Genomic DNA, 21,902 nt, shown 5'->3' with positions numbered 1-21,902 from the left:
CCCCTACACTTCCAGCGTTTCAGAAACGCTCATTATTTTTCCTTCGTTGTCTGTTAATAAATCGATGAATACTTGCGGATCTTGTTCAATTACAGGGAAGGTATTGTAATGGATCGGCACCACTTTCTTGGCTTTTACTCGCTTCGCTGCACGAGCCGCATCCTCAGGCCCCATTGTATAGTTATCGCCAATCGGTAAAAAGGCTACATCGATCGTAAACTGTTCCCCTAAGAGCGCCAGATCACTAAAATCGGCGGTATCCCCCGCATGATAAATCGTTTTTCCCTCTGCTTGTATCAGGATACCACTTGGCTCTCCCATATAACGTGGGATACCATCGATCTCAAGACTTGAGCTATGTTGAGCGTGGACAAATTTGACCGTGCCAAATGGAAACTCACGCTTGCCGCCAATATTCATCCCAAAAGAGTTTGCTCCTTGTTGTTGTGCATAGTTAGCGATTTCGACAATACTAACAATAGTCGCCTGATTATTTTTCGCAATCGGTAACATGTCACCAATATGATCGCTATGTCCATGGGTGACCAGTATCCAGTCCGCCTTGACGTCATCCACCTTTAAATCAGTCATAGGATTGCCAGTAATAAATGGATCTATCAGCACTTGTTGGCCATTTTGCATCTCTAGAGAAATACAAGAATGTCCGTGATAAGTAATTTTCATCTTCTCACTCCTCAACATTTTAGTCACTAACTCTCTCAATTTCGGTTCGATCATTCACACATTTAGTAGTACAGTATATCCGACTTTATTGTAACAGATAACACAGGTTGTACCAAGTAACAAGTGGGCATGAATTTTCTAATGCCTCTCTAGGTTAGCAAGTATTTTGTCTATGTTTTTCATGATGAACTGACCAAGTCCAAATGGTCATCTGTTACTTTACTAAAAGAAACAAACTTACTAACCAATATTTTGTTATAATCTTTCGTTTGACAATAAAATAAAAGAGAAATACCATTAAATCTATAATCAAAAGTTGAGTAGCTGATGTAATATAACTATCTAAAAATCTAGGAGGAGCGCTTTGGAAAAATATCATTCAAAAACATTCACTGTCATTCGATTGATCGTATACATTATTTGTATTATAAATTTTTACCTTCACTTCATCAGCAATCATTTTTTTAAATGCTACGTTCACGTTTTTATCAATTGTCTTTATCATCTACGACATTTGGGATATCGTCAGAACTGGTAAAAGCAATAAAAGGGCATGATAGCAGTCATTCTATTCTTCCTAAATCAAATCGTAGCCCACTCTTAAAATCATAAGAAAGAGCCCTAGAAAACTTGAACACGCAACTTTCTAGGGCTCTTCTTATTTTTCGCAGCTAAATCCTTTGATCATCTTCTAAAATAAGCAATTTTTTTAATATCTTTTCAGCATTCAACAGACCATAATCTTGCTTGTCTATCACTTGGATAACCTTATCAGGATACTCTTCCATGATCTTTTCTTTCATCGAAGACAGTTCTGGAGATAACAGGATGATATCGGCAGCCTTAGCAAACTCATCCAATTTAGAAATACTGTGCATTTCAACCTGTACGAGTAACTGTTGCTTTTTTGCTAGATTGTTCATTTTAGTCACTAACAGGTTGGTATAAAACGTGCTATCTGCACTCATCGACGTCAAACCAAATAGTATGATCTGCTTTTCTTTCTTTTGCTCACCCAGACATTCAGTTTCTTTTTTCATTGTTATCCCCTCCAGCTTTCATTCTAGTTGTTGAACGATTTACACTTACTTTATTCATAAAAATATACTTAGGACATTTAATCAATCGTACCTGTTTGACAATAAATTATATTCGTTATTCAACAATTTACCACGAAATAATCCCTTTGGCCTTTTTTATCATAAAAAGCCGTTTTGACGTCATAATATGAATCCAACAACTCCATTCATTTGAAACAAAAAGCTGTACCAAACATGTTCAACACCTGAACATCCTTGATACAGCTTTATTTCAATAGTTATCTTTTGCCGCGACGTTGTGTGGCTTCCATGATGACTGGTAAGATCACTGGACGACGTTTTGTTTGTTCAAACAAATAGCGGCCTAATTGGTCACGTATTTCTTGCTTTAACTTGCTCCACTCAAAATCATCGCTTTCTAAGTGTTTTCCTACGATGCTCTCGATCATGTTGCTACTTTCATTGATCAAGTCGCGACTTGCTTTGACATAGACAAAGCCTCGTGAAGTGATCTGTGGTTTTGAGACGATTTTCTTTTCACGACGACTGATCGTCACTACTGCAACAAAAATGCCGTCTTCCGATAAGATTTTACGGTCTCGTAAAACGATGTTGCCGATGTCCCCAACACCTAGTCCGTCGATCATGACATTTTCAGCACTTGTCGTACCTGCCACACTCATTCGATTGTTTTTATATTCCAAAATATCTCCACGTCCTGTGATATAGATATTTTTGTATGGAATACCAACCGCATGTGCTAAGTCGGCGTGCGCAGCTAATTCACGATATTCTCCTTGAACTGGGATAAAATACTTCGGTTTCATGAAGTTCAACATCAATTGTAGATCATTAGGGTTTGCGTGACCGGAAACGCGCAGATTATCAGAGATCTGTTTGACCGTTCCACCTGCTCGATAAATGATATCTTCTGTTTTTGCCACCATTGTTTCCATCGCAATACTTGGTGTCGTTGTGATATAAACAAGGTCGCCTTCTTTGATTTTGATGTGACGGTGTGCACCATTCGCCATTTTTTGCAATGACTTGATTGGTTCGCCCATACGGCCTGTTTCTAAAATGATCAGTTCTTCAGGCTCATAGTTTTTCATATCTTTTAATGTAACGAGCAGATCTTCACTTGGTAATTGAAGTTTTTCTAAGCGCATAGCTGTACGGATGATCCGTTCAAAATCTTGCCCAGTCAACACGACTTTACGTCCTGCTTTAGCAGCAGCGTCTAAGATTTGTTGGACGCGTTGAAGATTGCTTGCAACACAGGCAACGATGATCCGGCCTTCCCAGTATTTGATCGTATCAAATACTTCATCTGCGATTTGGAACTCAGAAGCGACTGGTGTCGCGTTTTCAGCGTTAGCTGATTCACTAAGTAAGGCTAAGACACCTTCTTTACCGATTTCTGCTAAACGGGCATAATCTGTTTGATACATCGGAATCGCCATTTGGTCAAATTTGAAATCCCCTGTGTAAACGATGTTTCCTTCTTGGGTTTTCAAATTGATCCCGATTGAATCAGGGATCGTATGGGTGGTACGGAAGAAACTAACGATCGTTTCTCCGAAATCGATCTCTGTATGCTCATCTACCACATGGAAATCTTTGAATCCTTTTGCAGCATCATTGCGATTGACATTTAGTTTTGCCAATTCGATCGTCAATTCTGTTCCGAACACAGGTACAGAAATTTTTGACAATAAATATGGCAACGCCCCAATCGCATCTGCGTGACCGTGGGTAAGAAAGACACCTGCCACACGATCAACATTTTCTTCTAAATACGTAAAATCAGGAATCACGACGTCGATCCCTAATAATTCGTTTTCAGGATATTTTAGACCACAGTCTAAAATAAAAATAGCTTCCCCTACTTCTGCAATGTACAAGTTTTTTCCGTTTTCGCGTACACCGCCTAAAGGGATAATCTTAATGGTACTCACAAATTTCACCTCTTCTTATGACATCTTCGTTTAACGATGTCGATTCTCTATTTTATTTAAACGATCCATTTTCTGAGTGCCTGATTTTCGGATGCTCTCATCAAAATCAACACTCCGGCTTTTTTACAGGCTTTTAGGATCTTTTTTGACACAAAAAATCGGGACTGCCCCAGTTGCTCGATCAACTGTTCCACATTATTATACAACAAATCAAACAAATCGCTAGCATGTACGATTGTTTCTGTCTCTATGTTTTTCCCAGACCATTTTCTTCCTTCATTTTGGAAGATACTTTGTCTATTTTAACATAAATTACGCAATAACTATAGAATGTTTTTCATTTCCTGCTTCATTTGACTTGTTTTTTGGCGTTCTGCTATCTCTGGTCGTTGTCTTTCTTTAAGGTAGGCTTAAGCTACTCCCTTTATTCTGTTCCTTGTACTCATTCGAAAGGAGATCGAACCAATGAATTTTTTCAAACGAGCATTAAAAAGTACCAAGGTAAAATGGGGACGATCCTTGCTATTATTTGCAGTATTTACAGCAATCCTCGTCTTTGTCCTTGCGGGATTAACCATACGTAGTGCCGCACAACAAGCAGCAGAACAAGCACAAAAAGATGTGGGGGCAACCGTCACTTTAAGTGCAAATCGTGAAGCAGCTTTCCAAAAACAAGAAGATACCACAGATTCTGAGTCAGGTGGCAGACCTGATCCTGGAAGTTTTTCACTCACGCCTGTTTCAGTCAGTGATGCCGAAAAGATCGCCGCTCTAGATAATGTGGCAAGCTATTCCTTTGAAAGTTCTGCGACAGCTTTAGCAAGTAGCGGCATTACCGCCATTTCAAGTTCTGATAGCACTGAAACGTCAGAGGAAACAGAAGCTGACACGATGCCAAACGATGAAAATATGGGTGGTGGAATGAATGGCAAACCACAAATGACTCAAGCAGATTTTCAAGTCAGCGGTGTATCTGACACAGCACAGACTAGCGGATTTACAGATGGCACAGCAAAAATCATCGAAGGTGAAGGCATCACCGAAAGCGATAAAGATACCAATAATGTAGTGATCGATTCCACTCTCGCTAGTGCTAATGACTTGGCCGTTGGTGATACTTTTGTTGTTACTAGCACAGAAGACGAAGACACCACTTATGAAATGACGATCAAAGGAATCTATGAGTCAAGTGAAACAAGCAGTAGTATGGGCATGAACTTCAATTTCATGAATCCAGCAAATACTCTATATACTTATTATACGTTTGCTAACACATTGAATGGCTCAACAGATGAGGAAACGATCGATTCTGCGGTCTATACACTTGCTGATCCGAATAAAATGGAAGCTTTCATCACCGAAGCTGAAAAACTGATCGATACGTCAACATTCAGTCTGCAATCAAATGATACGATGTTCCAAGCAATGCTTGAACCACTTAATAATGTCGCAAGCTTCTCACAAAATGTCGTCTTACTCGTTGCAGTTGCCGGAATCATCATTTTGACATTGATCATTATGATCACGATTCGTGAACGTCGCCATGAATTAGGGGTATTACTCTCATTAGGTGAATCCCGAAGTAAAATCATCCTTCAATTGTTCACAGAAGTGGCCATATGTATGATCGTTGCATTAGGTGTGGCTTCATTTACCGGAAATGTCGTTGCAAATGCTGTCGGTCAACAACTCCTTGATCAACAAACCGAAACAACCACCAACTCACCGAGTGGTCAACAAGGAAACCAAATGCCTGGTGGCGGAAATCGCGGACCTGGCGGACAACCGGGTGGTACGAGTAATCCGTTTACTGTCTCAGAACAAGTAAGTGACCTCGAAATCGCGGTCCAACCCACTCAACTTGGTTTATTAGCAGGTGTCGCATTTGGGATCAGCTTACTCTCTGTTTTCCTAGCCTCCATCGGCATATTGCGACTAAACCCACGAAAAATCTTATTGAACTAAAGGAGGATATTGGATGTTACGTACAGAAAACTTGAGCTTCTGGTATCAAAATCCAGCAGAGGCGCTTTACAGAAATGTTGATTTATCATTTGAGAAAGGCAAGATGTATGCCATATTAGGCGCAAGCGGCTCAGGCAAAACCACCTTTCTTTCCTTGATCTCAGGACTTGATACACCGAAAGAAGGCACTGTTTATTATGAAGACCGTTCGTTAGCTAAAATAGGGTTGCGTAATTATCGTAAAAATGATGTATCGATCATTTTTCAGGCGTACAACTTGTTGCCTTACCTTTCGGCTGTCGATAACGTCATCGCTGCCATGGAAATTTCAAATACGCCAAAGAAAGACTACCGACAAGTGGCACTTGACCGACTCGCACGCGTTGGGATAAATGAAACACTCGCCAACCAGCAAGTGACGAAATTGTCTGGTGGACAACAACAACGTGTAGCAATCGTGCGAGCGATTTGTTGCGAACACCAATTGATCATCGCGGACGAACCAACAGGAAACCTCGATGAAACGACTTCACAAGAAATCGTTCAACTCTTCCAGGAAATTGCGCATGAACAAGATCGCTGTATCATCATTGTGACACACGAATTGGAAGTAGCTAAAAAATGTGATGACGTCATCGAATTAAAAAATAAAATGTTCACACCTATTCATTTTGAATAGCAAAAAAAGCGTCCTACCATTGAGGTGGACGCTTTTTTTACGAAAATTCTCAGCTAAAAAGATTACTTATGGTCTTTTTTTGAAAATTTTTCTTTTACATCTTCAAAACCTTCTTTGATCTCATCGCCGATATTACGAGCTTTGCTCTTGATATCTGCACCTACAGATTGGGCTTTACCTTCTGTTTCTTTGCTTTTGTCGCCTGTTGCTTTACCATAGGCTTCTTTGCCTTCGCCTGCAACTTTGTCTTTCAAATCTTTAGAGCGTCCTTCTAAATCTGCCATAATAATTCCTCCTCTAAAATTTGTCTTATCTAACTGTTTTTAGAGTAACACCAATTATAAAAACAAACAAACAGAATGCTTAAAGCGTTATTTAGTTGTTAATGATTTGTTCAAACGTTCCCCAAACTTTCACTTGTTTCTCTTGAACCATTAGTTTCCCATTGGCAATCACTGTATCGATCTCTAGCGTTTCTTTATCAAGAATACAAAGATCCGCATCCTTGCCAACAGCGATTCTACCTTTTTGCTCTAATTTTAGGATTCTTGCAGGATTACAAGTAACTGCTCGTAAAGCGATGTCTAGTGGAATATTTTCTTTTTGAACGGCTTCTTTTATACCAACAAGCAAGGACTTCGCGCTACCAACGCCCATTCCAATAAACCGATTCTCTTCATCGAAATACGGCAAACTGCCTTGTCCATCAGAGGTCAAGGTGAAATTATCGAGGGAGACTTGCGCTTCCAGTAATTGTTTCAATGCTTTACTAAAACGGACTTCGCCATCGGTCTTCTCCCAAAAATCAGGATCTTCACTTGCTGTGAAATCGATGGTTCCTCCTTTTTTCGCAAATTCGATACATGCCTCTAATAATTCAGTCGTCCGATTCGCATGAGTTGGGTAAAACTGAGTGATCGGAATCTCAGTTTCTTCAACGATTCGATCCAGTAAGTCGAGTTTTCTTTTTCCTCCACCTAGATGGACATTCACGATTCCAGCTTTACCTGATAACATGCCGCCAACACGCGCATCTGCTACTGCGCGAGCAAACTCTTCAAAGGTCGGTTGAGAAGAACGATGATCAGAAACAGCGATTTCTCCGATTCCGATGATTTTATCAATTGTCAAAAAGTCCTTGATCAATGAGTCTGTAACAGTCTTAACTGGTAAGCGATAGGAACCAACATAAACATAGGTAGACACCCCTTCTGCCTCTAACCCTCTTGCTTTACTGATCAAAGCAGTCATATCTCGCCCTTCACCATCTGTCCCGATACACCCTACGACCGTTGTGACACCAGCTGTGGTTAATTGGCTAAGGGTTACTTCAGGCGTACGGTTATGATAGCCACCCTCGCCTCCGCCTCCTAAAATATGGAAATGCGCATCAATAAATCCTGGGGTCAAAATTTTTCCATCCCCTGAAATTTCTTCCGCGTTCAATTCCTCGTAACCACCGGATAATCGTTCTTCTAAGGCAACGATTTTATTCCCTGCCACTAACACATCTTTCTTACCAAGATATTCTGGTGCATAGACATCGATTTGTCGAATAAGTTTCATACGTGTCCTCTCCTTTATATAAATCACTGATACTGCCACCATTTTTCAAATGACTGAACAACAAACCATCGAACAGCCGTCAGCTCCTTAGGAAATAAGCGAGAAAATCCAAAATATGAAAATACTTTCGGCTTTTCTCGCTTATTCTCTTGGAGCTGCGCTCAGTTGGCACAGCTTCTCTATTTGATAAAAACAGTTTTTTTCTTTATTGAAGTCCGATTGCAATGGCTATCATAATGAAGATCGTTCCTAAAACAAAGAAGAAACCTTGCATTTTGATTTGGAATCTTGCCCATTTTGCCCATTCGATCCGTGCAACACCTAATACGCCGATCAAGCTAGCAGAAACTGGCGTGAAGGCGTCCATGAAGCCGGAACCTAATTGATAAGCCAAGACTGCAACTTGACGTGAAACACCAACTAAATCAGCTAACGGAGCCATAATCGGCATTGTCAATGCTGCTTGACCAGAATTTGATGTTACGACGAGGTTGAACAAACTTTGGAAAACATACATCGCCCATGCACCGATCACTGCTGGTACGCCAGTCAATGCTGTTCCAATACTGTGTAAAATCGTATTAAGCGCAGAAGGCACAGAGGCATCTGATCCACCTAATACAAGTAAGATACCTTTTGCCATCCCAACAACGATCGCCGTTCCAGCTAAATCTGCGGCACCTGATTGGAAAGATGATGCAATATCATTGACTGTCATACCATCAAGTTTGAATAGCACAGCAATGATCCCTGCGACTAACCCCATAACGAAAAATTGCGAGGCGATCTCTGGGATATAGTAGCCTTTTTGAGTGACTCCCCAAACGATCCAAACTAAGACGATCAGCATTTCTACTAAAATCAATTTGTGTCCTAGTGTAAATGGTTTTTGCTCATCAGACGTTTTCTTCAAGTGGTTACGGAAGTATTCATCTGATTTATACGTCAATGAACTTTCTGGTTTTTTCCGAACTTTTTCACCATAGATCATCAAATAACCAGCTGAAAGTGCAGTCACGACGACCCACATGATCAATCGGAACGTTGCACCCGATAAGACTGGAATACCTGCGATCCCTTGGGCAACTGCCACACTGAATGGGCTCATCCATGACGTGGCATTCCCTACTTGCGAAGCAACGTAGGTGACCGTGACGGCAACAATCGAATCGTAACCTAAAGCGATCACAAACGGCACCATCACCATTGAAAATGGGATGACTTCTTCAGCCATACCGAATGTTGCGCCCCCAAATGAAAATGCAAAGAATAATAGCGGTAAAGCTAAACGTTCTAGGCCACGCGTCTTATTGATAAAAGCATAAATACCTGCATCGATTGCACCCGTACGCATGATGATCCCAAAAGCACCACCAACGACTAAAATAAGTGCAGCGATTCCTACTGCTGATCCATATTTATCTCCTGATACAAGCCCTTCAAAAACAAAGTTCAAAAAGCCAAATCCACCAAAGTCATCTGTTCCCCATAGTTTCGCTGTTTTATGGAGTTTCTTTGATGTATCATAGATATCTTCCCCGTATTCATCATATAACACATCATCTGTCAACGAGATTTCATCTAACTTCTCTTGGCTCAAGTTTTTTTCACCAGCTGCAAGGACATCTTCTAATCCCTCTTCAGGAACAGCTAGTTTTTCTCTTTCACTTGGATTATTTTGCAATTCTTCCAGTTGATCAAACACAAATGCCTTATCTAATTCATAGGCATAACGGAATGAATCTTGCCGTAATACCGTTCTTGTACTCGTTTCTCCATTTGCATCTTTGTATTCAATATCTTGCGTACTGAATCTCCCAGCTGGTACGATAAACGTCAATATCCAGGCAAGTACAACTACACCAAAAATAATGACATACGTATGCGGAGTTGTCATTTTGGTAAAGTCCCGTTTTTTCTTCAGCGAAGAATTTTTTCCCTTCAAAACTAGTTCTTCCTTTCTTGTTACATTTTTATTGATAATGAATAAGCAAATCGATTATACAGTAAAACGTTCTATACCACATGAATAAACAATTAAAAAATTTTATTTATTTTCATTGACTAAAACAAGCTTTTTTTCATAAATGCTTTTGTATCAGTCATTCTTCCTATAAAAAATGATTAAAATTCTTTTTCTATTTTTACAATTTGTGCGTTCTCGTCTGTATATTTTCATTTCTACTGACGAATAAAAAAAGATAATTTAGCATTTTGCAAATATTTATACATTTTTATTCCAATAATTTTACAGTCGAATCCTCGTTTTAGTTCAATTTCTATCATCATTTCTCCTTTCTTTTCATTTTCATTAGGTATCTTCATTGCAATATTCATAACAAATGTACTATAATTGGAGTGTAAAGAGTTTTGGGGAAGACTCTTTCATCAACGTGTATAAAGAGACAAGAAAGAATTATCTTAATTCTTTCTTGTCTCTTTTTCGGACTATTTTTATTTTATCTATTAGTGACTCTCAAATAAATGAAGCACTGCAAAATAGACGATCTGCTGCAACAACACTTGGGTCGCTAACGACGCAGTGCCGCATATTGCTAGTTCAAATTTAGGAAGCGTAAGGACTGCATCGCCTAGCGTTGCATAATTATCTAGTACCAGATCCGCGTATTCATATAGCCGTAATCCGCTACTATGTCTTGACTTGATACTTCGGGATAGATCAAATCCGGTGATCACGATCAACAGGTGCCCTTGTGCTTTGATCCATTCTGCTAATTCAATGATCGCAGGGTTTCTTCCTTCATTTGATAGAAGCAGAAAAATATCCTCTGGGTGCGTATTGATCTGCTCAATGATTGCATGACCAGTTCCTTCCAACGTCTCATAAATCCCTGCGGCGGGGTGCTCGATCAACTGACTAGGTAATATTTTCGGACATTGTTGCCAAAACTCATAAGCGACCCCTTGTAAAGTGCGACTAGCAAAAATATGTAAGCATCCGCCTCGGCGAATTTGTGTAGCGATCCAACGTCCTGCTTGTTCCATCAAAGGTTCTTCTATTCTTAATTTTTGTTCAAGCTGTTGGCAATAATCAAAATAGGGTAGGCTCATCTTTTTCTCCTCTTCTTCTGCTATTTCAGCATAGAGACAACTGTCAAAAGAAAAATACAAAAAGATGAAACGGAGTAAGCACTCAGTCTCATCTTTACCTTAACCACTTATTCATTACAATCACGAAAAAATCTGATGTAGCAGCATCATTATTTCTCCGGTTTTCATGTAATAGATAGGAACGATGTATTGTTGGAAGTTTTTGAAACTTTCCTAAACAAGCAACTTGCTTGAACGTACATCTTTTTTGACATAGCAAATAAACTGTCCCGCTTCTTCCGCTATTTCTCCTGATAAGGTAGAAAATACTCCTTAAATCAGGTACAATAAATGCGGTTGATGCGTTGCATCGACTATGGCAAAATGATCGGTCAGGGTGTATACGTGTGACTGGTCATTCCTTGATCGTTAGTTGCCGCTAAGGATCAAGGAGCCTTTTTTAGTTATTTCTATCTGCATCTATTGTAAGGAAACTGCTGAACAAGTGCAAGCATCAAAATATCAGCGGCCAGACCTTGTTTGTCTTTCCGAAACATCTTTCGATCGGCTTGAAGAGGCAGCATGCCTACCTTTTTTGACAACATGGAATCTTTTGAGCAGGTAAGGGATATAGGCAAAGAGGTACAGCACGAGAAATGCTGCTGCAAAAATAAATGCCTGTTGGTCGCCCCACAAAAGAACGATGATCAAACTGCTGATTGCCACTGTTGCCAAGTACCATATAAAAATCAAAAAGGTTTCTTTTATTCTGACCATATATAACATCGTAAATAAACTAATAAATAATACTGGCAGTAAAAACAGCCAATTATTTCCTTCCATCAACCATTTCAATCCATCAAGAAACGTTTGTGCACTATTGATTAGAATCCCCATGTATGCAATACACCCCATTTACTATTCTTTCTCATGATTTTATTTATCTATTTGTACTATTTTAGTCAAGAGAGCGACTTAAATCAATGAGGTATTGTTTGAGCTGTTCGCTGATTTCAGGATGACCTAAGCCGTATTCGATACTTGTTTTTAGATAACCAAATTTATCACCAACATCGTATCTAGAGCCTTTGAATTCTCTCGCATATACGGGCTGTTTTTTATTCAACTCATCGATGGCATCCGTTAATTGGACCTCATTGCCAGCTCCAGGTTTTTGTGTCTCTAAAAGTTCAAAAATTTCTGGTGTCAACAAGTAGCGTCCGATGATCGCTAAATCACTCGGTGCTTTTTCAGGCGTTGGTTTTTCGACGAATCGCTTTACTTCATACAAACCCTCTGACTCTTTGACTTGTGGATCGATGATCCCATATTTCGATGTCTCTTCATGAGGAACCTTCATGACCGCCACAGTCGATCCACTTGTCTTTTCATAATCTAAAATCAATTGTTTTGTCAGTGGGACCTCATCTTCCATCAAATCATCACCGAGCATGACGATAAATGGTTCATCACCAACAAATGTCTTTGCTTGTAATACCGCATGACCAAGCCCTAGTGGATGAGATTGACGGATAAAATGAAGATTGACTTTTGTTGTTTCTTCTACTAGTTTTAGCAAATCTGTTTTATTCGATTCTTGTAAATTCAATTCTAATTCGATATTTGAATCAAAGTGGTCTTCGATCGGGCGCTTCTCTTTTCCAGTCACGATCAAAATATCTTCGATGCCAGATGCTAAAGCTTCTTCTACGATAAATTGGATCGTTGGTTTATCAACGATCGGCAACATTTCTTTTGCCATTGCCTTTGTTGCAGGTAAAAAGCGCGTTCCTAAACCTGCCGCAGGAATGACTGCTTTTTTTACAGTTTTTTTCTCCATATGCGTATTTCCATACTCCATTCTGTTGATTTACTGAAATTCGTTTTCCATCTTACCATCACGCAACATGATTTCCTTTGCTGCTTGTTTGATGTCCTCGCCTTGATAAAGGACCTGATAGATCGTTTGAGTGATCGGCATTTCTACGCCTAGCTGTTCTGCTAATTCAACCGCCGCTTTGGTTGTTGCTACGCCTTCCACGATCATTCCCATACTTTCTAAGATTTGATCCAGCTTTTGTCCTTCACCCAACATATGTCCGGCACGCCAATTTCGTGAGTGAACACTTGTACACGTAACGATCAAGTCACCAACGCCACTTAATCCAATAAACGTTAGCGGATTAGCACCCATTGCTACGCCTAAACGACTGATTTCAGCTAATCCTCTCGTCATGATTGCCGCTTTCGCATTGTCGCCAAAACCAAGACCGTGGATCGCACCAGCACCGATCGCAATAATATTTTTCAATGCAGCTCCTGTTTCGACCCCGATCACATCATTATTTGTATAAATTCGAAAATAGTCGTTCATAAACAACTCTTGCACATAAGTGGCTGCTTTTTGATCGATACTTGCAGCAGTGATCGTCGTGATATCGTGGACGGCCACTTCCTCTGCATGACTTGGGCCTGACAACACAACGATTGGTTGGCGTTTTTCTTCTGGGATCTCTTCAGCGATCACTTCGGAGATCCGTTTGTGTGTGTCTTGCTCCAATCCTTTACTTGCATGGATGATGACAGGTTTTGTCGTTAAATGTTGCACTAACTCTTGTGCGACGCTACGTATCGCTTTTGTCGGCACGACAAACAATACCGCATCTACCCCTTCGACCGCTTCAGCCAATTCTGTATAGCCAATGATCGATTCTGGTAAATGTAATTCAGGTAAATAGCGTTTATTCGTATGATACGTATTGATTTCTGTGATTTGTTCTGGAACATTCCCCCAGATACGGACATCATGCCCATTTTCTGCTAAGGTTTGAGCTAAAGCAGTTCCCCAAGAACCTGGGCCTAATACTGCAATCTTTTGTTTCATGGAAATTCCTCCAAAATTCATAGTTAATTTCTATTATAGTATAGATTGGCAAAATACTGGACTTATTTTCATTGTTTTTCGCTTTTGTTTTAAAAAGTGCCTAGATTATTGAGCAGTTTTTAAATCTTATCCTAACATAAAAAAAAATAATGTTGCAATAACGTACATTATGTTCCTTTAACCGATTTAGGCGATATACTATGTTCATAAGATAACCAATAAAGGAGGTTAGTATTATGTGGCAAGTTATCCCACCAATGTAAAAATATTTACATAACCAAATTTTCAGTAAAAATGAAAGTCGACAGTTGCTAGTCAACGTCGACTTTTATTTTTTTGCGGAGAAAACAATCGAACGGATAACTGATCTTATCCATCCATTGATACAAAAAAGCGAGAATCGAACAGTTGCTCGATTCTCGCTTTTTTAATTTTATTATGATCATTGTACTGAACGATTATATAAATCAGCCAATCAATTCCCAAGGTCCCCATTGCTCTGTTCCTGGTTCATTTCCTTGTGTCCACCATTTTGCACGGTAAGTATTTCCGTTGTGAGTGACAACATCACCTAGAACATAGACCTTCGTCTCATCCCATGCAGCGATTGCTGGTGCTTCTGCTGTTGTGATAACCAATGCTTCACTTGCTTCTGAGACATTTCCTGCTGCGTCAAAGGCTTTTACTGTGTATGAATATTCGGTGCTTGCAGTTAAGCCAGTATCTGTAAATGCATTTGTAACTGTTTCCCCTACTTCTTTACCGTCACGATAGATAACGTATCCGGCTACGCCAACGTTATCGCTTGAAGCAGTCCATGTCAATAAGACACTCTTATCAGTGATTGTCGAAGCGGTCACATCTAATGGTGTAGATGGCGCAAGTACATCTGCTGGAGGTACTTCTAGAGTTTCGATCACTAATGCTTTGCTTACTTCGGAAACATTGCCTGCTGCGTCAAAAGCTTTCACCGTATATGAATATTCTGTTGTTGCTTCCAACTCTGTATCAGTAAATGCGTTCGTCGTTGAACGTCCTACTTGTTTGCCATCACGGTAAATATAATAACCAGCTACGCCACGATCATCAGTAGATCTTGTCCATGATAACGCAACCGTTGAATGTGTCGCTGTTCCTGCTAAGTTAGTTGGTTGTGATGGTTTTTCTGTATCTGGCGTTTTTTCTTGGAATAGATCTTTATACGCATTCGCAAATGACTCATTATACATCACACCTGCTGAATTTCTTCCTTCATCCCAGTTGATACTCCAAGTCATCAACCCTTTCAGCGGTGTTTGATCTTTTTCCATTTGTTCAAATACATCATAAACTTTCGATGGTTCTTTTACAAAGCCATTTGCTGCTGCATCAACGTTTGCTGGAATACCTAAAGCTAAGCGGTTCGCTGGGATTTGAATAAATCCTCCACTTCCTTCATTAAAAGCTTTTGAGATTCCATATAAGAATTCAAATTTTTTGCTGTCGTTGTTTTGAGCGATCCATTCAGTTCCAACACTGATACCGTCTCCTGCTTGATTGTACAACTGAGGTGCGATAAAGTCATACTCTTCTTCCAACGCAGTGATATAAGGAACATATTTTCCTTGTGTTCTTAAATAGGGAAATTCTGGTGCCATTGAGATAATGAAATGTTTTTGTTCTTTCTCAAAATGCGCACGTACGATTTTCAGAGCAGCTGGAATCACTGTTTTATTGTCGCCTGCATCTACTGCCGTTTGTTCTAGATCGATATCCAAGCCATCAAATCCATAGACTTCTACAAGACGAATGATTTCATCTGCAAAAGCTTGTTCTTCCCCTTTATGTAATTCAATATGGGAATCTGCGCCCCCAAGTGAAATAAGCACTACACGATTTTCCGCATTCAATGTCGCTACTTTTTGTCTAAATTCAGTATCAGACATATTGTACGGTTTGAACGTTGGAATACCATCCCCCTTCATGAAGGATACAGCAATCACATTATAAAACGGATTAACTTTCGCCAAATCAGTATCCGCTGGACGTCCTCCTTGGTAACCAGCTCCTTGCTCAGGCATCCAGTTATGATAATACCCTACTGATACTTGACGATTTGAGATATCTGGCATCACATCTGCTGCATCTGCTGCAAATACATCCGAGCCGCCTCCAATTAAACAACCTAATAGACCAACTGAGAATAACAACGTTTTCTTGTTCATTTTTTCCCTCCTAATTTTGTATTACAGAACAAATTAAAACATGTTTTTTTCTGACATTTTATTTTTGTAGGGTATTGCAACAAAAAAAGATTCTCTCTTAAAAATCGCACTTATTTAACAAAAGGGCGCATATATGAAAACATAACATTCACATAACTACATTATGCTATTATAGTCATATAAAAAAACAGCTTCTGGAGGTATTGAGCATTGACAGAACATGCTGCTCTAATTCGCAAACTAAGAAAAGATCGTGGACTAACACAAGAACAGTTGACTGAAGGCATCTCGCAAAGAGGAACTTTAGCAGCCTTTGAATCCCGTGGAACAAAAATCGGTTTTGAACTATTAGTCAACTATCTTGATCGTATGAACGTCACACTTGAAGAATATCAATTTTTGTTGAATAGCAATTCACTTTCGAATAAACAAAAATTGACGAATTATCTGATCAACTCGAAAAAGATCACACCTGCACAAGAACAAGAATTATTGAATGAATTTGAAAAAACTGGTAATATTTATTATCGCTTGATCTATGCCCAAAGAAAATTGATTTCAAATTATCTTTACAGCACCATATTTACCTCGGCAATGAAAGAAGAAATAGCTATCATTAAGACATATCTTGAAAAAATTGACACGTGGGGACATTTTGAGTTAGCAATTTTTTCAAATTGTTTATTTATTTTTGACGATGACTACATTATCCATTCATTTCAAAAGAGTGTCATTAAAATGAAAGCCTACATAGATAGTACCTACTATTCGGAACATCTTTCTATATTTATCTTGAACGGGATTCGTCTATCTTTCAATCGAGAGTCCTCGAGACTTCGCAAATTATTTCTAGAAAAACTAAAAATGCTCGCGAATACACACAAACAATCTTTAGATTTAGCACACTACAAAGTCTTTACTGCGCTCGATCGTTTGGCAGATGGTCAAAGAAGTGCTTGTAAAGAAGTTGAAGAAGGAATTCATTTCTTTGACTGGTTAGGCTTGACCTCTACGACAGAATATTTGATCAGCTTAAAAGACAAACTAGCTGAACAGTATAATGAGTCAATCTATACGGAAAGTCGAACAGACCGAAAAGTCATCGTAAAAAGCAAACGTGTCCCATCAACGTAATCGATCCAATAAAACGACAAACCAAAGCACTTAGCCTTTATTTTCTCGATAATGACTAAGTGCTTTTTAGTTATCTCGTCATTCTGTAGGTTCCACTTGAATGACGGAATTTCACACGATGACTACTTATAGCTGGAGCAGTTCGCCAGCGACCAATCTTTTTTGTTGCAATAACGTACAATTTTTTAACACTAAAAACATATCAGTTATGATAACAATTGTACGTTACATAAAGAAAAAATCATTGGAGGAAACATCATGAAAAAATGTACATTAATAGGTTTAGGATTGATTTTAGGAAGTATTGGAGCAAGCACGTTCACTTCGATCGATGTCGCTGCTCATGGTTACGTTTCGCAACCAGCAAGTCGCGGTTATCAAGGGAGCATTGACAAAAACAGCAACTATAATGCAGCATTCAAAAAATACGGAGCTGTCATCAATGAGCCCCAATCTCTTGAAGCACCAAAAGGATTTCCAGCTGCTGGTCCTGAAGATGGACAAATTGCTTCTGCAAATGGCGCTGTCGGCGATTTCCTATTAGATCAACAAACGGCATCTCTATGGACAAAACAACAAATGACAGCTGGTGCAAATGACTTTACTTGGACATTCACTGCTAATCATGCGACAACGAAATGGCATTATTACATGACAAAAGCAGGTTGGGATCAAAATGATGCGTTGACAAGAGATGATTTGGAATTCATTGGTGAAGTCTCAAATAATGGTCAATTATCTTCTACTAACCCGACTCATTCCATCAACATTCCTAGCGATCGCTTAGGCTATCATGTGATCTTAGCTGTTTGGGATGTTGCTGACACTAAGAATGGCTTCTACAACGTCATCGATGTCGATGTCAAAGGTGAAACTTTATTATCTGACTTACAAAAATAAAACAATACGATTGAACGAAAAAGAGTACCTCTATATTTAGCTAGGTACTCTTTTTTTGTGATTTCTTAAGTTTTACTAAAATATGCTGTTTATGAAAAGGCTTGTTCTCTTTTCATTCTAAATTTCATAAGCTACAATATGAGAGTACCTAGTTATATTATCGTTGGATTTCTCGTTGCAAGTTCATTTCATTGCTTTAAGAATATCTATTTATCATATATCGGTTGGACTATCCTTTGGTTTATGCCGACAGACGTTAGAACAAGATTGGGTAACTCGTTTTTAGGAGGAAATTTTATGATTCAGTTATTGCGCTATGCGAAAGACTATCGAAAACAAATCATCCTAGGTCCTGTGTTCAAATTCTTAGAAGCTGTCTTTGAATTGATCTTACCTTTGATGATGGCTTCGCTGATCGATAATGGGTTGAAAATGAACAATCGTGAAGTGATCATCAACATGGGTATTTGGATGATCGCCATGTCAGTGATCGGACTGATTTGTGCCATTATTTGTCAATATTACTCATCCATTGCCTCTCAAGGTTTTGGGACAGAACTTAGGAACCAACTTATCAAAAAAATCAATACATTTTCTCACAGTGAATTAAATCATTTTGGCACTGATACGTTGATCACGCGAATGACAAATGACATCAATCAACTACAACTGGCACTCGCAATGGTGATTCGTTTATTGATCCGTGCCCCTTTTTTAAGTATTGGATCTGTGGTAATGGCTTTTGTGATCGACTGGCAAGTCGGACTATTCTTCTTAGCTTTGTTACCTATTTTTTCAGTCATTTTATACTTTATTATCCGTAAGACGATTCCCCTCTATCAAAAAGTCCAAGAAAAATTAGACGGTCTGAATGAGACTGTCAGCCAAAATTTAAGTGGTGTTCGTGTGATCCGTGCATTTTCTCGCACAAACAAAGAAATCAAAACATTTGATGAAAACACTGATGTCTTGGCAAAAAATTATTTACGTGTGTCTAATATCTCTGCTTTACTTTCTCCAGCTACGACATTGATCATGAATGTCGGCATCATCTGTTTATTGACTGTCGGTGGGATCAAAGTAAATATCGGTTCCTTACAACAAGGACAAGTCTTAGCACTGATCAACTACATGAATCAAATGTTACTTGCCCTGATCGTTGTTTCAAATCTTGTCGTGATCTTCACGCGTGCAGAAGCTTCCGGCAAACGGGTCAAAGAAGTTTTAGATACTGAAAATAGCATCACTGATCCTGAAAGTTCGCTTGAACCAACGATGGATGCGGAAGATATCTTACAATTTAAAGACGTAGATTTTCGTTATACACCAGAATCTGGTCTATCCCTGCAAGGAATCAACTTCAAACTGAAACGCCAAACAGTTCTAGGGATCATCGGACCAACTGGTAGTGGGAAAACGACATTGACGCAATTGATCCCACGCTTTTATGATGTTAGTTCGGGCGCAGTGATCTTTAATGAGCAAGACGTTCGTGACTGGTCATTAGATGTTTTAAGGAGCCAAATCTCACAAGTCCCACAAACAGCCGTCTTGTTTACTGGAACGATTCGTGACAATCTTCAGTGGGGCAAACCAGACGCGACAGACGCAGAATGTTGGGAAGCTTTAGCGATTGCGCAAGCCGAGGATTTTGTTCGCCAATTGCCAAAAGGATTGGACACAAGAGTCATGGAAAATGGGAAAAACTTTTCCGGTGGACAAAAACAACGTTTGACGATTGCCCGCGCGTTGATTGCCAAACCAGCCCTCTTGATTTTAGATGATTCATTAAGTGCGTTGGATTACCAAACAGATTTAAACTTACGAAAAGCGCTCCAGTCTTCCCTTGATACAACGGTCATCATTATTTCTCAACGGATTCGTTCGATCCAACAAGCGGAGCATATCCTCGTTATGGATCAAGGTCAAATCGTGGCACAAGGAACACATGATGAACTACTGGATCACTCGTTTGAGTATCGTGAAATCGTAGCATCTCAGGAGGAGGAATAAGATGAAGTCGAAAAAATTATCCATGCAAACCCTCAAACGCTTTGTTCCCTATCTGACTGCACATCCACGAGAAATTTGGCTGGCTGTCTTGTTGGGGATCATCAATGGTGTTGCTACCGTCGTCATGACACTACAAATTGGTCAAAGTATCGATCAAATGGTTGGGATCGGCCAAGTCAACTTTACTCGGTTGGCCCAATTACTTTTGATGTTCGGCGGGATCGTATTACTGAATGTCATCAGCCAATGGTTGATCCAAGTATTGAGTAATCGATTAGCATACCTATCTGTTGCTAATCTAAGAAAAGATGCCTTTGCTCGTTTGAATCTTTTACCTTTAAGATATTACGATCAAAATTCCCATGGGAACATCGTCAGCCGCTTTACGAACGATATGGACAATATCTCCATTGCAATCTCGGCGGCGTTCAATCAATTGTTTTCTGGCGTGGCGATCATTATCCTCTCCTTGATTTTCATGCTCAACTTGAGTCCATTATTGACCCTTGTTGTGATCTGTTCGACACCGATCATTTTCTTAGTTAGCTGGTTAGTTGCACGAGCTTCTCAAAATGATTTTGATAACCAACAAAAAATCATCGGAAATATCTCAGGTTTTGTGACGGAACGAATCGGTAATCAAAAAATCATCAAAGCGTTCCAACAAGAAGAAGTCAATCAACAACAATTCAGCGCATTGAATGCCGATCTATATGAGAAAGGACAACGTGCGCAGTTTTCTTCTTCATTGACGAATCCATCTTCTCGTTTTGTCGATCACTTAGCCTATCTTTCCATCGGATTGATTGGTGGGTTACTTGCATTAAGAAGTGATTCAACGATCACTGTTGGTATTATTTCAAGCTTTACGATTTATTCTAGTCAGTTTTCAAAACCGTTTATTGAATTGTCAGGTATCACCACGCAGATCCAAACAGCTTTTTCTGGTTTAGAACGAGCTTTTGAATTGATCGACCAACCGGAAGAAACGCCTGATGAACCTTTTGCTTATCAACTTGATCCTAAAACGATCAAAGGCGAGGTCGCTTTCAAACATGTTTCTTTCTCGTATGAGCCACAACAACGCTTGATCGAAAACTTTAGCTTTGTTGCCAAACCTGGGCAAACGGTCGCAATCGTTGGTAAAACTGGTGCGGGTAAATCGACCTTAGTGAATTTGTTGATGCGTTTTTACGATGTTAACTCTGGAACGATCACGATCGACGATTATGATATTACTCAAATCGCTCGTGACTCCTTACGTAAGAGTTTTGGGATGGTTTTACAAGATACTTGGTTATTCGACAGTACGTTACGAGAAAATTTGCGTTACGGAAAACCGGATGCAAGTGATGAAGAAATCAATGATGCACTCAAATCAGCATATATGTACGAATTCGTCCAACGCTTACCTGAAAAACTAGATACACGTATCGGTGGACAAGGATTAAAAATCTCCGATGGGCAACGCCAACTACTAACGATCGCGCGTACCATGATCAGTAATCCACCGATGTTGATACTTGATGAAGCGACAAGTTCTGTGGATACATTGACGGAAAAGAAAATCCAAAATGCCTTTCTAAAAATGATGGAAGGAAAAACCAGTTTCGTGATCGCCCATCGCTTATCGACGATCAAAAATGCCGATCAGATCCTCGTCATGGATCAAGGAGCAATCGTAGAAATGGGCACACATGACGAATTATTGAAGATCGCAGATGGGAACTATCGTCAGCTTTATCAAGCACAATTTACTGGATCAGCTGAAAAATAATGAGCATTTGTAGAGAGAAGTCGGAACAAAAATGTTTCGTCTCCTAT

Annotated in this window: 17 protein-coding genes; 6 read left to right on the top strand and 11 right to left on the bottom strand. The window is 39.5% G+C overall.

The window, feature by feature from the left end; genetic code table 11:
- Window positions 1–3: 3 nt before the first annotated feature.
- From IGL24_RS03695 to IGL24_RS03685, 3 genes are all read right to left on the bottom strand, one after another.
- On the bottom strand, window positions 4–684 hold the full coding sequence (locus tag IGL24_RS03695; RefSeq protein WP_206853291.1) for a metal-dependent hydrolase: 681 nt from the start codon (window positions 682–684) through the stop codon (window positions 4–6).
- 671 nt (window positions 685–1,355) lie between these two features.
- Window positions 1,356–1,724, bottom strand: a complete 369-nt coding sequence (locus IGL24_RS03690; RefSeq protein ID WP_207699218.1) for a PTS sugar transporter subunit IIB — start codon at window positions 1,722–1,724, stop codon at window positions 1,356–1,358.
- Window positions 1,725–2,002: 278 nt separating this feature from the next.
- Window positions 2,003–3,682, bottom strand: coding sequence for an RNase J family beta-CASP ribonuclease (locus IGL24_RS03685; protein WP_206853295.1), 1,680 nt, complete (start codon window positions 3,680–3,682; stop codon window positions 2,003–2,005).
- Window positions 3,683–4,147: 465 nt separating this feature from the next.
- Between IGL24_RS03685 and IGL24_RS03680 the strand changes: the two genes are divergently transcribed.
- Together IGL24_RS03680 and IGL24_RS03675 are read left to right on the top strand one after the other, a co-directional pair.
- The gene (locus tag IGL24_RS03680; RefSeq protein ID WP_207699219.1) at window positions 4,148–5,647 is read left to right on the top strand and encodes an ABC transporter permease; all 1,500 of its coding nucleotides are present in this window, start codon (window positions 4,148–4,150) and stop codon (window positions 5,645–5,647) included.
- A 13-nt stretch (window positions 5,648–5,660) separates the two neighbouring features.
- Window positions 5,661–6,326, top strand: coding sequence for an ABC transporter ATP-binding protein (locus tag IGL24_RS03675; RefSeq protein WP_206853299.1), 666 nt, complete (start codon window positions 5,661–5,663; stop codon window positions 6,324–6,326).
- A gap of 62 nt (window positions 6,327–6,388) precedes the next feature.
- Here IGL24_RS03675 and IGL24_RS03670 read toward each other — a convergent pair whose 3' ends face one another.
- The 8 genes from IGL24_RS03670 to IGL24_RS03635 form a co-directional block, all read right to left on the bottom strand.
- Entirely contained in the window at window positions 6,389–6,610 is a 222-nt protein-coding gene (locus IGL24_RS03670; protein WP_206853301.1) for a CsbD family protein, read from the bottom strand.
- A 91-nt stretch (window positions 6,611–6,701) separates the two neighbouring features.
- Window positions 6,702–7,892 (bottom strand): beta-aspartyl-peptidase, encoded by a 1,191-nt coding sequence (gene iadA, locus IGL24_RS03665; protein WP_207699220.1) that lies wholly within the window; start codon window positions 7,890–7,892, stop codon window positions 6,702–6,704.
- 205 nt (window positions 7,893–8,097) lie between these two features.
- Complete coding sequence (gene yfcC, locus IGL24_RS03660) at window positions 8,098–9,837, bottom strand: putative basic amino acid antiporter YfcC (RefSeq protein WP_207114788.1); 1,740 nt, start codon at window positions 9,835–9,837, stop codon at window positions 8,098–8,100.
- A 521-nt stretch (window positions 9,838–10,358) separates the two neighbouring features.
- A complete protein-coding gene (locus tag IGL24_RS03655) occupies window positions 10,359–10,964 on the bottom strand; it encodes an SIS domain-containing protein (RefSeq protein ID WP_207114787.1) in 606 nt (201 codons plus the stop codon).
- Window positions 10,965–11,465: 501 nt separating this feature from the next.
- Complete coding sequence (locus IGL24_RS03650) at window positions 11,466–11,840, bottom strand: hypothetical protein (RefSeq protein ID WP_206853308.1); 375 nt, start codon at window positions 11,838–11,840, stop codon at window positions 11,466–11,468.
- Window positions 11,841–11,901: 61 nt separating this feature from the next.
- Window positions 11,902–12,783 carry a UTP--glucose-1-phosphate uridylyltransferase GalU gene (gene galU / locus IGL24_RS03645; protein WP_206853309.1) on the bottom strand — a complete coding sequence of 294 codons (882 nt, stop codon included), beginning with the start codon at window positions 12,781–12,783 and terminating at the stop codon, window positions 11,902–11,904.
- Between the two features lie 30 nt (window positions 12,784–12,813).
- On the bottom strand, window positions 12,814–13,827 hold the full coding sequence (locus tag IGL24_RS03640) for an NAD(P)H-dependent glycerol-3-phosphate dehydrogenase (protein ID WP_207114786.1): 1,014 nt from the start codon (window positions 13,825–13,827) through the stop codon (window positions 12,814–12,816).
- A gap of 467 nt (window positions 13,828–14,294) precedes the next feature.
- Window positions 14,295–16,031, bottom strand: a complete 1,737-nt coding sequence (locus tag IGL24_RS03635; protein ID WP_207699221.1) for a fibronectin type III domain-containing protein — start codon at window positions 16,029–16,031, stop codon at window positions 14,295–14,297.
- Window positions 16,032–16,241: 210 nt separating this feature from the next.
- Here IGL24_RS03635 and IGL24_RS03630 point away from each other — a divergent pair, with 210 nt between their 5' ends.
- The 4 genes from IGL24_RS03630 (at window position 16,242) to IGL24_RS03615 (ending at window position 21,855) form a co-directional block, all read left to right on the top strand.
- Complete coding sequence (locus IGL24_RS03630) at window positions 16,242–17,165, top strand: helix-turn-helix domain-containing protein (RefSeq protein ID WP_206853319.1); 924 nt, start codon at window positions 16,242–16,244, stop codon at window positions 17,163–17,165.
- Between the two features lie 258 nt (window positions 17,166–17,423).
- The gene (locus tag IGL24_RS03625; protein WP_207699222.1) at window positions 17,424–18,065 is read left to right on the top strand and encodes a lytic polysaccharide monooxygenase auxiliary activity family 9 protein; all 642 of its coding nucleotides are present in this window, start codon (window positions 17,424–17,426) and stop codon (window positions 18,063–18,065) included.
- A 297-nt stretch (window positions 18,066–18,362) separates the two neighbouring features.
- Complete coding sequence (locus IGL24_RS03620) at window positions 18,363–20,078, top strand: ABC transporter ATP-binding protein (protein ID WP_429968392.1); 1,716 nt, start codon at window positions 18,363–18,365, stop codon at window positions 20,076–20,078.
- A gap of 1 nt (window position 20,079) precedes the next feature.
- Complete coding sequence (locus IGL24_RS03615; protein ID WP_207699224.1) at window positions 20,080–21,855, top strand: ABC transporter ATP-binding protein; 1,776 nt, start codon at window positions 20,080–20,082, stop codon at window positions 21,853–21,855.
- Window positions 21,856–21,902: the final 47 nt, after the last annotated feature.

Origin of the sequence: Enterococcus sp. DIV2371 (assembly GCF_050498525.1) — a bacterium.
Classification (GTDB): Bacteria; Bacillota; Bacilli; order Lactobacillales; family Enterococcaceae; genus Enterococcus_B; species Enterococcus_B mangumiae.
Note: the sequence above shows the minus strand (reverse complement) of the source record. Positions and strands in the feature narration are given on the sequence as shown.

Coding starts and splice junctions, on each gene's coding strand:
- IGL24_RS03615 (WP_207699224.1), top strand. CDS start 20,080: ATGAAGTCGAAAAAATTATCCATGCAAACCCTCAAACGCTTTGTTCCC.
- IGL24_RS03670 (WP_206853301.1), bottom strand. CDS start 6,610: ATGGCAGATTTAGAAGGACGCTCTAAAGATTTGAAAGACAAAGTTGCA.
- IGL24_RS03690 (WP_207699218.1), bottom strand. CDS start 1,724: ATGAAAAAAGAAACTGAATGTCTGGGTGAGCAAAAGAAAGAAAAGCAG.
- galU (WP_206853309.1), bottom strand. CDS start 12,783: ATGGAGAAAAAAACTGTAAAAAAAGCAGTCATTCCTGCGGCAGGTTTA.
- iadA (WP_207699220.1), bottom strand. CDS start 7,892: ATGAAACTTATTCGACAAATCGATGTCTATGCACCAGAATATCTTGGT.
- IGL24_RS03655 (WP_207114787.1), bottom strand. CDS start 10,964: ATGAGCCTACCCTATTTTGATTATTGCCAACAGCTTGAACAAAAATTA.
- IGL24_RS03675 (WP_206853299.1), top strand. CDS start 5,661: ATGTTACGTACAGAAAACTTGAGCTTCTGGTATCAAAATCCAGCAGAG.
- IGL24_RS03635 (WP_207699221.1), bottom strand. CDS start 16,031: ATGAACAAGAAAACGTTGTTATTCTCAGTTGGTCTATTAGGTTGTTTA.
- IGL24_RS03640 (WP_207114786.1), bottom strand. CDS start 13,827: ATGAAACAAAAGATTGCAGTATTAGGCCCAGGTTCTTGGGGAACTGCT.
- IGL24_RS03625 (WP_207699222.1), top strand. CDS start 17,424: ATGAAAAAATGTACATTAATAGGTTTAGGATTGATTTTAGGAAGTATT.
- IGL24_RS03695 (WP_206853291.1), bottom strand. CDS start 684: ATGAAAATTACTTATCACGGACATTCTTGTATTTCTCTAGAGATGCAA.
- IGL24_RS03680 (WP_207699219.1), top strand. CDS start 4,148: ATGAATTTTTTCAAACGAGCATTAAAAAGTACCAAGGTAAAATGGGGA.
- IGL24_RS03650 (WP_206853308.1), bottom strand. CDS start 11,840: ATGGGGATTCTAATCAATAGTGCACAAACGTTTCTTGATGGATTGAAA.
- IGL24_RS03620 (WP_429968392.1), top strand. CDS start 18,363: ATGATTCAGTTATTGCGCTATGCGAAAGACTATCGAAAACAAATCATC.